This is a genomic window from Desulfobacula phenolica (assembly GCF_900105645.1).
In the GTDB taxonomy this organism is placed as follows: domain Bacteria; phylum Desulfobacterota; class Desulfobacteria; order Desulfobacterales; family Desulfobacteraceae; genus Desulfobacula; species Desulfobacula toluolica.
On the sequence record NZ_FNLL01000003.1, the window covers coordinates 248,551 to 260,699 of the forward strand.

Annotated in this window: 11 protein-coding genes and 1 pseudogene; 7 read left to right on the top strand and 5 right to left on the bottom strand. The window is 40.9% G+C overall.

The genetic code is table 11. The annotated features are described in order from the left end of the window. Nucleotides 1–86: 86 nt before the first annotated feature. Nucleotides 87–1,538 (bottom strand): TrkH family potassium uptake protein, encoded by a 1,452-nt coding sequence (locus BLT94_RS06085; protein ID WP_092231586.1) that lies wholly within the window; start codon nucleotides 1,536–1,538, stop codon nucleotides 87–89. Continuing rightward, the gene (gene trkA, locus BLT94_RS06090) at nucleotides 1,538–2,902 is read right to left on the bottom strand and encodes a Trk system potassium transporter TrkA (RefSeq protein WP_014957842.1); all 1,365 of its coding nucleotides are present in this window, start codon (nucleotides 2,900–2,902) and stop codon (nucleotides 1,538–1,540) included. The genes BLT94_RS06085 and trkA overlap by 1 nt, the downstream gene beginning before the upstream one ends. A gap of 269 nt (nucleotides 2,903–3,171) precedes the next feature. Between trkA and BLT94_RS06095 the strand changes: the two genes are divergently transcribed. The 5 genes and pseudogenes from BLT94_RS06095 to BLT94_RS22735 all read left to right on the top strand — a co-directional run bounded on the left by BLT94_RS06095 (nucleotide 3,172) and on the right by BLT94_RS22735 (nucleotide 7,525). Further along, a complete protein-coding gene (locus BLT94_RS06095) occupies nucleotides 3,172–3,459 on the top strand; it encodes a hypothetical protein (RefSeq protein WP_014957841.1) in 288 nt (95 codons plus the stop codon). A gap of 9 nt (nucleotides 3,460–3,468) precedes the next feature. Then, a complete protein-coding gene (gene gdhA / locus BLT94_RS06100; RefSeq protein ID WP_092231588.1) occupies nucleotides 3,469–4,809 on the top strand; it encodes an NADP-specific glutamate dehydrogenase in 1,341 nt (446 codons plus the stop codon). A 197-nt stretch (nucleotides 4,810–5,006) separates the two neighbouring features. Beyond that, entirely contained in the window at nucleotides 5,007–6,194 is a 1,188-nt protein-coding gene (locus BLT94_RS06105) for a sensor histidine kinase (RefSeq protein WP_092231590.1), read from the top strand. Then, nucleotides 6,194–7,087, top strand: a pseudogene (locus BLT94_RS06110) (sigma-54-dependent transcriptional regulator); the annotation flags it as partial. The gene BLT94_RS06105 and the pseudogene BLT94_RS06110, both read left to right, overlap by 1 nt. Nucleotides 7,088–7,174: 87 nt before the next feature. Beyond that, entirely contained in the window at nucleotides 7,175–7,525 is a 351-nt protein-coding gene (locus tag BLT94_RS22735) for an AAA-type ATPase lid domain-containing protein (RefSeq protein ID WP_456072997.1), read from the top strand. Between the two features lie 163 nt (nucleotides 7,526–7,688). Here BLT94_RS22735 and BLT94_RS06115 read toward each other — a convergent pair whose 3' ends face one another. Together BLT94_RS06115 and BLT94_RS06120 are read right to left on the bottom strand one after the other, a co-directional pair. After that, nucleotides 7,689–9,008, bottom strand: a complete 1,320-nt coding sequence (locus BLT94_RS06115) for a DEAD/DEAH box helicase (RefSeq protein ID WP_092231594.1) — start codon at nucleotides 9,006–9,008, stop codon at nucleotides 7,689–7,691. Nucleotides 9,009–9,331: 323 nt separating this feature from the next. Continuing rightward, complete coding sequence (locus BLT94_RS06120; protein WP_092231596.1) at nucleotides 9,332–9,685, bottom strand: flagellar basal body rod C-terminal domain-containing protein; 354 nt, start codon at nucleotides 9,683–9,685, stop codon at nucleotides 9,332–9,334. A 252-nt stretch (nucleotides 9,686–9,937) separates the two neighbouring features. Here BLT94_RS06120 and BLT94_RS06125 point away from each other — a divergent pair, with 252 nt between their 5' ends. Beyond that, the gene (locus tag BLT94_RS06125) at nucleotides 9,938–10,477 is read left to right on the top strand and encodes an isochorismatase family protein (protein ID WP_092231598.1); all 540 of its coding nucleotides are present in this window, start codon (nucleotides 9,938–9,940) and stop codon (nucleotides 10,475–10,477) included. Between the two features lie 96 nt (nucleotides 10,478–10,573). On the opposite strand, the gene BLT94_RS06130 is transcribed toward BLT94_RS06125, so the two are convergent. Continuing rightward, on the bottom strand, nucleotides 10,574–11,314 hold the full coding sequence (locus BLT94_RS06130; RefSeq protein ID WP_092231600.1) for a putative metalloprotease CJM1_0395 family protein: 741 nt from the start codon (nucleotides 11,312–11,314) through the stop codon (nucleotides 10,574–10,576). Nucleotides 11,315–11,545: 231 nt separating this feature from the next. Between BLT94_RS06130 and hisB the strand changes: the two genes are divergently transcribed. Next, on the top strand, nucleotides 11,546–12,133 hold the full coding sequence (hisB, locus tag BLT94_RS06135; RefSeq protein ID WP_092231602.1) for an imidazoleglycerol-phosphate dehydratase HisB: 588 nt from the start codon (nucleotides 11,546–11,548) through the stop codon (nucleotides 12,131–12,133). Nucleotides 12,134–12,149 lie beyond the last annotated feature (16 nt).

The following is a 12,149-nucleotide window of genomic DNA, read 5'->3' on the forward strand; positions in this document are numbered from 1 at the left end:
TACCCCCATTGAGTTATTCATTTGTCACGGTGGTGTAAACAAGTTGTAAAAAAAATGTAAAAAAAGATAATTTTAAATTTGTTCGGTTATTTTCTCCAGAACTCAGGAACAAACAGGATGATAACGGTATAAATTTCCAGCCTGCCCAGCAGCATGCACCAGGCAAGCAGCCATTTTCCCATTACCGGCAGGTGGGCAAAGTTTTCAGTTGGTCCCACGGTTCCAAAGCCTGGGCCGATATTGCCTATGCAGGCGGCAACCGCACCAAATGCTGTCATCATGTCAATCCCCATGCAGGCAAGAAGTATGCTGGACAAAATAAAAAGACCGATATAAAGAGCTAAAAATCCCATGATGCTTCGAATCACTTCATCCGGGATAACCGTATTATTGATTTTTACATGGCTGATGCTTCGCGGGTGTATAATCTTGAACAATTCCCTGTAACAATATTTAAAACAGGCAATAATCCTGGCGCACTTCATACCGCCGCCGGTTGAGCCTGCAGACGCACCAATAAACATGCAGACAAATAAAAGCACCTGGCTCAATCCCGGGAATTTTTCATAATCCGCTGTTGCAAATCCTGTTGTTGTAATGATGGAGACCACCTGAAAGCTTGAAAACCGAAATGCATCTTTAACGGATGTATAGACGGAGCCGTAGATATCCCAGGTTATTAAAAGGGTTAACAGTAATGTGAGTCCAAGAAAAAACCTGCATTCCGTATCTTCCCAGAAAGCAAGTGTTTTACCCCTGAGCATCTGATAATGAAGAGAAAAATTAATACCTGCCAGCACCATAAATATGACAATGACATAATCAAAAAAAGCACTGTCATAATGGGCAATGGATGCATTTTTAGGAAAAAACCCGCCGGTCGGAAGGGTTGTGAACGCATGGCAGGAAGCCTCGAATAACGACATGCCGCCACCCAGCAGAAAAATAATTTCAATCAAGGTGAAGACTGCATATACGATCCATAAGATTTTTGCAGAGTCACTCAGTCTCGGGGTGAGTTTGTCAGGTACGGGACTTGGGACTTCCGCTTTGTACAATTGAATTCCCCCAACCCCCAGGAACGGGAGTATGGCCAGAGACAGGACAATAATTCCCATGCCGCCAAGCCATTGAATAAAACTTCTCCAGAAAAGAAGGCTTTGAGTTGCCCCTTCAATATTTATCATGACCGATGATCCGGTTGTTGTAAACCCGGAAACCGATTCGAAAAAGGCATCGGTAAAATTTGTAAAGTCAGGGCTAAAATAAAAGGGCAGGGCACCGAAAAGGCCGATGGCAGTCCAGGCCAGGGCAACGGTGGTCATTCCTTCTTTCTGGTTTATATAATCCTCGGTTGCATGGCTTTTTGACAGAAGGATCAGTAAAAGTCCAGCCAACACGGTAATAGCAATAGATCTAAGAAAACCGTTCAAGGCAAGGTCATGATAATACAAACTCACCAGTAACGGGACGATCATGGAAAATCCCAAAAATAAAAGGAGAATACCTATAATTCTTGCGATAAACTGCCAGCGCATCAGAAGAAATCCAGTTTAACAGTCAAAAGTTTTTCAAGTTTTTTTACGGCATGTTTTACGGCAAACATGATGATCCGGTCGCCAGGCTTGACAGAACTGTCTCCCGCCGGAATCATGATTTGTCCTTCCCTGATGATACATACCAGAAGCGCACCTTTGGGAAAGGATATTTTTTTTAAAGGTTTGTTCGTGATGTCCGAGGTTTCAAGGGCAATGGCTTCGATAAATTCACCTCGTTCCCCAAAAATGGAAATATCAGACAAAACTTTTCCTTTTCTCACATTCTGCAGGATGGAACTGACAGCTGAAAGTCTCGGGTTAACAACTTTTTCCAGGCCAATGGTGGCAAGCAGGGGAGAATAACTTGATTTTCCGATCCTGGTGATCGTATTTTGAACACCTAAGTTTTTTGCCAGCAGGGAAACAAGTATATTGGTTTCATCATCATCCGTAACAGATACCACTACATCGCTTTGGCCTGCATTTTCTTCAAGAAAGAGTTTCTGGTCAGACCCATCCCCATGCAGAACAACGGTTTTATCCATTTGTTCGGACAGATAATGACACCGGTTAATATCGGATTCAATGATTTTTGTTTTAATATTGTCTTGTTCAAGACGTTTGGCAAGTCTTTCACCGATTCGTCCGCCACCGATAATCAAAGCGTTTTGAATGGGCTGTATTTTTTTTCCAAAAAGCTTGAGTGTTTTTTCAAGCTTTATTGTCTCACAGACAAAATAGACAAGATCGCCGGGTTCTAATTTGTTTCCGCCTCTGGGTACGATAACTTTGTTGCCTCTTATGATGGCTGCAATCAACGGTCTTTCTTCACCAAATTCAGCAGGAAAATCAATCAGTCGGATTCCTGCCATAGGAGAATTTTTGTCCAGCCTGATCCCGATATATTTTACCTGACCATCAACAAAATCACCAACATCAACAGCTCCGGGTACTTCCATCAGTTTCCTGATGGTATTGACCACCTCTATTTCAGGATTGATCACAGTATCAATATGGGGGGCCTCTTTTTTGAAGCGCTCATGATAGGAATCAAAATCAGCATCCCTGAGCCTTACCAGTTTTTTAGTTGTGGGTGATATCAGGTCGGTTATCAGACAGGCCACAAGGTTTGTTTCATCCTGGTCTGTTACCGCAAGAAGGATATCAGTTTCATTGATACCGGCATCAATGAGAACTTTGGGATTGCTGCCTGATGCTGTTATGACCTGTATATCAAGGTTTTCGGAAAGTCGCCGAACAGCGTCCGGGTTCTTGTCAATGACAATAACCTGCTTGTTTTCAGACGCAAGCCGGCCGGCAATGTTATATCCGACTTCCCCTGCACCAACGATAATAATCTTCAAATTTTATCTCCTGTATCATTCCCAGAAACTTGGCAGCTAACTTACTAAATCAGGAAAAGGGTGTCAATGATATGCAAATATGAAGCGTTGACTCAAGCCAGAAAAGTATGGAAAATTTCCCGATTATGGAAAATTTCCATACATTAAAAGGGATTGATTGTGATTTATTTGTAGCTTAATTGTTTGTAATATTAGAGGTTTTGATGATTTTTTCAGAGTCTGGCATATTAATTGCTATTTTTACGTTAAAGATAAATTAGGGAGGTGTTATGACAGAGAAAAATCAACTGTCAGGTCTTTGCATTAATTGTTCAAATGCAGAAAAATGCAATTATTGCATGAATCACAAAAGACCTGTTATTTTTTGTGAGGAGTTTTCCTGTCTTGATCCGTTGGAGTCAAAAACCGATATTGACAAGGATACTCAAAAGTTTGATTATCCAATAAAACCGGTTTGGAATGGAATTTGCAATTGCAATAAATATTGTAAAAATGGTGAAACCCGTTGTCTGAAAAAAACAGATGACCATGTAATTAATTTTAAAAAAGACAAATAGGAAAAATTCATGAATGCATATACAAAGTCTGTTTTAGCAATGCTTACGGAAAAATATCCCTGGGAAAAAGAATATATTCAATCTGTGGCTGAAGTTTTTAAATCCATTGCACCGGTGCTGGACTCTAATCCGGAGTATCAAAACAACCGGATTCTTGAACAACTGGTCGAACCGGACCGGACAATCAGTTTTAGAGTACCATGGAAAGATGACCAGGGTCGGATTCAGGTCAATACCGGGTATCGTGTCGAGTTTAGCAATGTACTGGGGCCCTATAAGGGGGGCCTTAGATTCCATGCATCCGTTACCCAAAGCATTATCAAATGTCTCGGATTTGAGCAGATTTTTAAAAACGCATTAACAGGTCTTTTATTGGGCGGTGGAAAAGGCGGATCTGATTTTAATCCAAGGGGCAAATCAGATAATGAAATCATGAATTTTTGCCAAAGTTTCATGTTGGAACTTTCACGGCATATTGGTGCATCAACTGATGTCCCGGCCGGTGATATCGGTGTGGGAACACGGGAAATCGGTTATCTTTTCGGCATGTACCGCAGGATAACCAAATCTTTTAAAGGTGTTTTGACAGGCAAAGGCATTACATGGGGCGGCAGTTATTTAAGGCCCGAGGCTACAGGGTATGGCATAGTTTATTTTGCCGAGGAACTGCTGAAAAATGTAGAAGATGATATTGAGGGTAAGACTGTTACGGTTTCCGGTTTTGGAAATGTTGCGTGGGGGGTTGTTAAAAAGGTTAATGAGCTTGGCGGCAAAGTGGTTACTCTTTCCGGACCGGACGGATTTATCCATGATCCAGAGGGTATTACCGGCGAAAAAGTCGATTATATGCTGAAACTGAGGTTGAGCGGAAATGATGTTGTAAAAGATTATGCAGATAAGTTTAACGTGGATTTTTATAAAGATCAGCGGCCCTGGGTAATTCCTTGTGATATTGCATTTCCCTGTGCAACACAAAATGAACTTGATCTTGATGATGCAAAGGCCCTGGTTAAAAACAATGTAAAATGCCTTGTAGAAGGTGCCAACCTGCCCGTGACCCTGGAGGGTATGGAATTTTTGGAAAAATCAGATATCATGTATGCACCTGCAAAGGCATGCAATGCAGGAGGGGTGGCCTGTTCCTGCTTTGAAATGGCACAGAATGCCACCTTTATGAATTGGACGGAAGATGAAGTTGATAATCGACTTCATCAGGTAATGAAGCATATCCATGACCAGTGTTATGAAACATCCTGCGAATTCAACAAAAAAGGCAATTATATATTTGGTGCAAATGTTGCCGGGTTCCGGCGTGTGGCAGATGCTATTCTTGATCAGGGATTATCCTGATTTTTTATATGAAAGTCTTCAAAAATCCAGACAGTGACTTTCATTTTTTGTTGCGGGTAAATCTGAGCGAAAGACCAGGTCTGCCCGTTGCAGTTATTGACTTTTATCGAATATAGATTATTTTTCACTTAACGTTCCATGCCGGAATTCCCGGTATGGAACCTGTGGAAGCGACATCATAAGTGGGAAAAAATTAAATGGAACCCATTGATATTCGGTTCGAAAAACAGCAGCAGCAGATTAAAGAACTCAAACAACGCAATGAAAAATTAGAACAGTTTTATTGTGCTTATAAAAAACGCCACCGTTGTGAGGGAGAAAGAATAAGAGAACTCAATTGTCTGTGCCGGGTTGCCCAGTGTGTGGTGTCGGAAACCGACATGGATGTTGCACTGGATAAAATCGTTTGTATAATCCCCCATGGATGGCAATATTCAAAAGAATCCTGTGCCCGTATCACTTTTAAGGACACTACATACCTTTCCCCGGATTTTTTTGAATCCAGTGTGTTTCAGACTGAAAAAATTTTAATTGAAAACAAGGCTGTAGGATCAATAGAAGTTTTTTACCCTCCTGGACTGGGTCTGGAATCAAAGATTCCTTTTTTGATTGAAGAAAGAAACCTGCTCAAGGCGATTGCCAATATCATCAGCTTTTATGTGATAAAGCAGCGTGATGATGAAAACAGAAAGCTCATTCAGCATCAACTTCTTCATGCCGATAGGCTGGCAACAATAGGTCAGCTTTCCGCAGGGGTTGCCCATGAACTCAACGAACCGTTGGGTAATATACTGGGGCTGGCACAATTGGCACTGAAACTGCCCGAAATGCCGGATCAGGCGAAAAAAGACCTTGGAAAAATTGAAGAATGTGTCATATATTCCCGGGAAATCATAAAAAAATTAATGGAATTTTCCCGCCAGACATCCTTGTGCAAAAAAACAATCAATCTCAATGAAGCCATTGACAGCAGCATCATATTTTTAGAAGCAAGATGTGTTAAAGAAGGCATAAAAATTGTAAAACACTATGCAAATGCCATAACCATTACCGCTGATCCCAACCAGATCAAACAGGTGATAACGAATTTAACAATCAATGCCATCCAGGCAATGAAAAATGGCGGGAAATTAACATTCACCACAAGAAAAAACAATGAAAATGTAATTCTTTCTGTTGAAGATACCGGGATCGGGATATCCGGTGAAAATATCAGCAAAACATTCATGCCTTTTTTTACGACAAAAGATGTTGGTGAAGGCACGGGTTTAGGCCTTTCCGTTGTGTACGGCATTGTCAGAAACCATAATGGGGACATTAAAGTCAGCAGCGAACCTGGCAAAGGAACTATTTTCGAAGTTTGTTTACCTCTGGAGGAAAAATAATGCCTGATCCAGTCGAAAAGGAAGCGATTCTCATTGTTGATGATAATATCATTACATGTGAAGTGATACAACGAAACCTTAAAATGTCCGGTTATCAGGTGTTTGCAACCCATAGTGTACCAGATGCCATCCAGGTCCTTAAACATCGGAAAGTTGATCTTCTCATCACTGATTATAAAATGCCCAAACATACTGGCCTTGAATTGATACGGTATGTATGTGACCATTTGAAGGATATTGGTGTCATCATGTTGACCGGATACGGTTCTATTAACAGTGCCGTGGCTGCCATGAAAGAAGGAGCAGATGAGTACATTACCAAACCGTTCACAGATCAGGAACTTCTGGATACCGTTCAAAGAACCCTCCAAAAACAGAAAGAAAAAAAAATAGATCCGGCAGCAATCTATACGGATACCTGGTCCAGGTTTGGTATTATTGGTCAATCCAAAAGTATGCTCAAGGTGTATTCAAAGATTGAAAAAGCCTGTAAAAGCGATGCAATTGTTTTGATAACCGGAGAAAACGGTACGGGAAAAGAACTTGTGGCCCGGGCGATTCATTATCATCACAAGGCCAGATCCGTGTATCCGTTTATTCCCATCAATTGTCCGGGCATACCGGCGACTTTGTTTGAAAGTGAATTGTTCGGACATGTAAAGGGGGCATTTACGGGCGCTGTGCAACACAGGAAAGGTTTTTTTCAGGCTGCTGAAAAAGGATGTCTTTTTTTAGATGAAATCAGTGAACTGCCTTTTGAACTCCAGGCAAAACTTCTCAGGGTGTTACAGGAAAAAGAAGTTGCCAGGGTTGGGGAAACCCAACTCAAGAAAATTGACGTCAGAGTTATTGCAGCCACCAATAAAAATTTGGAAGATCTGGTTAAAAAGGGTCTGTTTCGCCAGGATCTGTTTTTTCGGTTAAATGTTATCAATATTGAAATTCCCCCTCTCCGGGGACGTGGGGATGACATTCTTCTGTTGGCCCGGCATTTTGCCTTAAAATATGCCAAAGAGCTGGGAAAAGCAGAACCCGCATTTACGGATAAGGCTGTCACGGCTCTGAAAACATATTCCTGGCCTGGCAATGTCAGGGAACTTGAAAATTTGATTCATCGAAATTTGATCATGAATGATACGAATTTCATAGACAGTGTAAATTTTCCCGACATCATGAAATTTAATGTGCCTTTTGATCAGTACCTCAATCTCAGCCTGGAAGAGATGTCAAAAAAATATGTCAGGGATGTGCTGGAACAGACCGGCGGCAATAAAGCCAAAGCCCTTAAGATTTTAAAAATCGACCGGAAAACGTTGCTTAAAAAATTATAGTATATAATAAAAAATAAGATGAGAAAATAGCCTGAACAAAAGAATTATATGGTTTTTTATATTAAAACATAACCAAACACTAAAGTTGTCAACAATATGTTTTTCAGCTTTGCAGAACATTAATCCACAACTTTATGGTTCGTTGTGGGGTTAATCCAAAGTCTTAGAAACCATTTTTTTTGTGATGTGTTTTTTTTCTGCCGGATCGGGATTTTGATCTTGCTTTTCCGGCAGGGGGTTGCGAACGCTGCTTTGAGGCTTTTCTTTTGTTGACAATCTCTTTTATGATCTTGTTTGCCTTTTTTTCGCTGGATGGATTGTTGGGGCGCAATAGTACAAAATCCGGAACTGTGCCATCCATTGTATAGCCGTCAACCGTTTCTTTCGGGATCTTTTTCCCCAACAGTTTTTCAATGGCCTTAAGGTGAGGCTTTTCATCGGGACTGACCAGGGATAAGGCAATGCCGCTTACGCCTGCACGACCGGTGCGACCGATACGGTGAATATAATCCTCGGGTACACTCGGCATATCGTAATTGATCACATAGGGCAGATTGCTGATATCAAGACCTCTTGCAGCCACATCCGTTGCCACGAGGGTGCGGATTTCACCGTTTTTGAATTCTTTGAGGGTGCGTGTCCTGAAAGACTGGCTCTTGTTGCCGTGCAGGGCAGCAGCACTGATCCCTTTTGCGGTCAGTTTCTCCGTGAGCTTGTTTGCCCCGTGTTTTGTGCGGACAAAGACCAGTATTTGGGTCCAGCGTCCAGTGGTTATCAGATGGATGAGAAATGCGCGTTTGTTGGGTCTGTCCACCAAGTGAACCTTCTGAATAATTGATTCTGCTGCGGTATTGCTGGGAGTCACCTCAATATAGTCTGGTTTCTGAAGCATTATTTTGGCAAGATCCCGAATCTGTTGGGTATAGGTGGCTGAAAACAGCATAGTCCTGCGTTCAGTCGGAACAAACTCAAGGATTTCGGAAATCTCTTCACTGAATCCAAGATCCAGCATTCTGTCTGCCTCGTCAAACACCAGAAATTCTATTCGGGAAAGATCCAGATCCCTGTGACTGGCAAGATCCAGAAGACGTCCTGGTGTGGCAACAAGAATATCAATGCCTCGCCTCAGTCGATCAATCTGTGGAGTTATGTTAACCCCGCCGTAAACCACAGTGCATCGAATGGATACTCGTCTGGCATAGGCCTTGATGCTCTCTCCCACCTGAAGTGCAAGTTCTCTGGTTGGTGTCAGGACAAGAGCCCGGGGGTATCGCCGGTTGGCTTTTCGACGGCTCAGGATTTCAATCAGGGGGAGGGCAAATGCATCTGTTTTTCCCGTTCCTGTCTGGGCGCGGGCAAGAATATCACGTCCGTTGAGGATCACCGGAATGACCCGGGTCTGAATGGGGGTGGGGGCGGTATAGCCCTTGGATTTAGCGGCTTTAAGCAATTCTACCCGAAGGCCAAGTTCATCAAATGACATATAATATCCTGAATATTCTTTCAATTTTTACGTTTTAACAGTCTATAACCTAAATTTTCCATAGTATGGCATAAATTATGCTTTAAGTACATCTAAATGAAGAAAGGCGTCAGGTTAACTGTCGATAAAGATGATTTCCGGTTTTTTTGTTGCATCCTTGTCTATGATGGTTCGATCTTAACATGGCTGATGCCGGAAAATTACTCGGCAGCTGTTAGATAAATCTGTCCTCTTTGGGTTACTCTGATTAATGGGTGTAAACTTTCTGTATTAAGTTTAAGGTTGATATTGTAAGATATTTGATTTTTTTTATTATCATAAGATTATCCTATCAGGTCGAGAAGAGTTCCAGTGGTTTTTTCGTTTGTTTGAATAACTTTTGTATTTGCTGCAAATTCTTGTTTGATAATTATCTGGTTGGACAGCTCTTCTGCTATGTCGGTGTTGGACAGTTCTTTTAATTTTCCGGTATCGCTTAAAGGATCTGCCACAAGCGGACCCGGGGTATCTATTTTTGTGATGGTAGTTTTAACCTGGTAGTTTTCTCCTTCAGTGTTTATTGCCCGGCTTTTTTTGAAATCATCGGAAAGGGCATTTGCAACATTGTTGGCACTGACCGCCATTTGCTTGGAAAATGCCTGTAAGGCTGATATGTTACTTTGAATTGATGTCACCATTGAATTGACTCCTGAAAAAATGTTTTTTAAAATATTCTTTTAAAGAGTTGATTGCAATAATTGTGCTAAAAAAGTATTTAGAATAAAATGCTCAATAAATTCCCTTATTTTTGAAGGGGTATTAATTTTTATTAAAAATAATGCCTCAATTAAATTCGATTGAATTGTTTGTTTATTGTAATCAGGTTAACAAATAACGGCATGGATTACAAATTGTGTTTTATAATGATGGATAGCTAAAGGAGGGTGATAATGTTTGCCATTGATAACACCATTATGTTGTTGATTGATGTTCAGGGTCAGCTGTCTCAGCTAATGCATGAAAAAGAAAAATTGTTTAAATCACTTGAGGTTATGATTCAGGGCATGAAAATTCTTGGAGTACCGGTTATCTGGATGGAACAGATCCCAAAGAATTTAGGTCCGACAGCTGAAGCGGTTTCAAAATGTATGGTGGGAGAGACACCCATTGAGAAATTTTCATTCTCTTGTTGTGGGGAGCCGCAATTTATGGAAAAGTTCAAAAAAGCCGGAAGAAATCAAGTGCTTTTGACCGGAATTGAAACTCATATCTGCGTTTTTCAGACAGGATATGACTTGATTAATCAAGGTTGCGAGGTTCAGGTCGTTTCGGATTGCGTGTCTTCCAGAATCAAAGAAAATAAGGAAATTGGTATTCAAAGGCTTGTTCAGTCAGGCTGCCGGGTGACTTGTGTTGAAATGGTATTTTTTGAATTGATGCGGGCGGCACAGGGTGATCAGTTTAAGCAGATTGTCAAACTTATCAAATAAGGGTGAATATAAAATTTGATCACCGAGTAAAAGGAATTTATTCATAATATTAATTATTTTACAGTGCATAGAATTGATATTACACTTAGAAGAGGATTAAACAGCAGTTTGGAAGGTTGATCTTTGTTCTTCAGGCAGGCGGCTTATTTTTTCATATGACTGTGCAGCTTTTTTAAGGGATCCAAAGGCCTTGTTTTCATTGGCAATTGCCTGTTCTTTTGCCTGTAATGTCACTAACTCTGAAAGGGCTTTGGATGCTGTTGATGTTGCGTTTGATGCCACTTTCAGGTCTTGAGAAGATGGATTTGCAGGTGCAAGTGCAGCGTTTTTGATTTGGCGCATTTTTCGGATTGTGGCCCGGGGGTCTCCAGGTACAGGAGACGTGTCAATGCTGACTTCACCTGCAACAGCATATTCTTTTCCGTCCGGCCCACGTTTGTAGGTGAGATTCGCTCCTGAGGTGATATATCTCCCGCCGGCTGCAATGTGTGCCATTTCATGTTGTCTTACCTCGATATCAGTTTGTTTGAGTTCTTCAACAAGTTGGATTTCTGCCCGGGTTAATGTCTGTTCCTCTCCACTTATTGTTTTGGGTTTGGCAATTGTTTGAGTTTCTTCAGTTTCTTGTGATCTCAGGCCGGTGTGTTCTTGTTTGGGGCTATTTGTTTCCGAAGTTTGGTTAATCGTTTTTTGTGTGCTGTTATTTGAATTTGAAACTGTATTAAATGTCTGGTTGTTTTCGGCAAGGGGTTTAATGTTTAAGGTTTTTGAGTGTGGAACAGAGGGGTAGCTGAAACCGGATTGATAATTATCATATGTGTTGGTTGAGATATTCATTTTTTATTGTTTCAGTTTTATTCTTCAGGGTGGAATGATATTCAGTTCCTTAAATTGACATTATTCAAAGTATATTTATAAAAAGAATATCATTGCAATAGAAAGTTTGCCGAAATAAAAATTATTTGACAAAAAACTTTGATTTAGGTAAATTAAAAGATTCATTTTTGTTGAGTTTTGCTCGTGTATGAGTTTGTTTTTGCTGGTGTTACTGCAATTTAAAGGTTATTTATGGGTCGAAAGGCAAGTGTTGTCCGAAAAACAAATGAGACTGAGATTAGTATTTGTTTTGATTTAGACGGTTCCGGCAAGGTTGATGTTTTAACCGGAATTCCTTTTTTTGATCATATGCTTACCGCTTTTACCGTTCATGGTTTTTTTGATCTTGAAATCAATGCCAAAGGAGATCTTGAAGTCGATTTTCATCATACAATTGAGGATGTCGGTCTGGTTCTTGGTCAAGCGCTTTCGAAAGCACTCGCAACAAAACAGCGAATTGTCAGGTTTGGAGATGCCAGTATCCCAATGGATGAAGCCCTGTCCAAGGTTACAATAGACCTGTCAAACAGGCCGTATCTTGTCTATAATTTCCCGGATACGCTAAGGTCAAAAGGTGAATTTGATGCGTATCTTGCCAAAGAATTTTTTCAGGCTGTTTGCGTTCAAGGGGCTTTTAATCTTCACATTAATTCTTATTATGGTGTAAACGAACACCATGTCCTTGAATCAATTTTTAAGGCGTTTGGACGATCGTTGCATATGGCTACCAGAATTGATGAAAAAATTTTGGGTGCCCTTTCCAGCAAGGGAACGCTATAGAAATTGTTAAACAAAC

What these genes read in the sequence shown, in the direction of transcription:
- BLT94_RS06120 (WP_092231596.1), bottom strand. Translation starts at nt 9,685, where the DNA reads ATGGTGACATCAATTCAAAGTAACATATCAGCCTTACAGGCATTTTCC.
- BLT94_RS06115 (WP_092231594.1), bottom strand. Translation starts at nt 9,008, where the DNA reads ATGTCATTTGATGAACTTGGCCTTCGGGTAGAATTGCTTAAAGCCGCT.
- gdhA (WP_092231588.1), top strand. Translation starts at nt 3,469, where the DNA reads ATGAATGCATATACAAAGTCTGTTTTAGCAATGCTTACGGAAAAATAT.
- BLT94_RS06130 (WP_092231600.1), bottom strand. Translation starts at nt 11,314, where the DNA reads ATGAATATCTCAACCAACACATATGATAATTATCAATCCGGTTTCAGC.
- BLT94_RS06125 (WP_092231598.1), top strand. Translation starts at nt 9,938, where the DNA reads ATGTTTGCCATTGATAACACCATTATGTTGTTGATTGATGTTCAGGGT.
- BLT94_RS06105 (WP_092231590.1), top strand. Translation starts at nt 5,007, where the DNA reads ATGGAACCCATTGATATTCGGTTCGAAAAACAGCAGCAGCAGATTAAA.
- hisB (WP_092231602.1), top strand. Translation starts at nt 11,546, where the DNA reads ATGGGTCGAAAGGCAAGTGTTGTCCGAAAAACAAATGAGACTGAGATT.
- BLT94_RS06095 (WP_014957841.1), top strand. Translation starts at nt 3,172, where the DNA reads ATGACAGAGAAAAATCAACTGTCAGGTCTTTGCATTAATTGTTCAAAT.
- BLT94_RS06085 (WP_092231586.1), bottom strand. Translation starts at nt 1,538, where the DNA reads ATGCGCTGGCAGTTTATCGCAAGAATTATAGGTATTCTCCTTTTATTT.